Here is a 387-nt window from a genome sequence, read left to right on the forward strand (position 1 = left end):
TCCTTGAACATCGCATGGAACCGCGCCAGGGCCTGCGCGGCCAGGGGCTGGCCGCTCGCCACGAGCGCGCCGAGCGCGTTGAAGCGGTCGGTCATGTTGCCGGCGTCCTTGAAGCGCTGGTAGGCGCGGCCGGGCCACACGCTGTCGCCCGTGCGGCGCGCGGCCAGGCACAGCATCGACAGCGCCATGCCCGCCAGCGCGCGGCGGCCGGAGGAGACCGCGTCGGGCCGGTAGGCGCCGGTGTCGTGGTGCTGCTCCCAGATCCACTCCCAGTCCGCCTGCAGGGCCAGGGCCAGCTGCAGGCGCATGGCTTCGCGCACCGCATGCACGCGCTGCGGATCGACCACGTCGAGCTGCTCGGCGATGTAGCCCTCGGAGGGCAGGGAG

At 73.6% G+C, this 387-nt stretch carries 1 protein-coding gene; it reads right to left on the minus strand.

The genetic code is table 11. The features are described from left to right. Positions 1-387 (minus strand): aminopeptidase N C-terminal domain-containing protein (locus tag MPC4_RS05350; protein WP_174511615.1); only part of this gene is annotated, 387 nt, incomplete at both ends.

Origin of the sequence: Methylocella tundrae, from assembly GCF_901905185.1 — a bacterium.
Taxonomy (GTDB): Bacteria; Pseudomonadota; Alphaproteobacteria; order Rhizobiales; family Beijerinckiaceae; genus Methylocapsa; species Methylocapsa tundrae.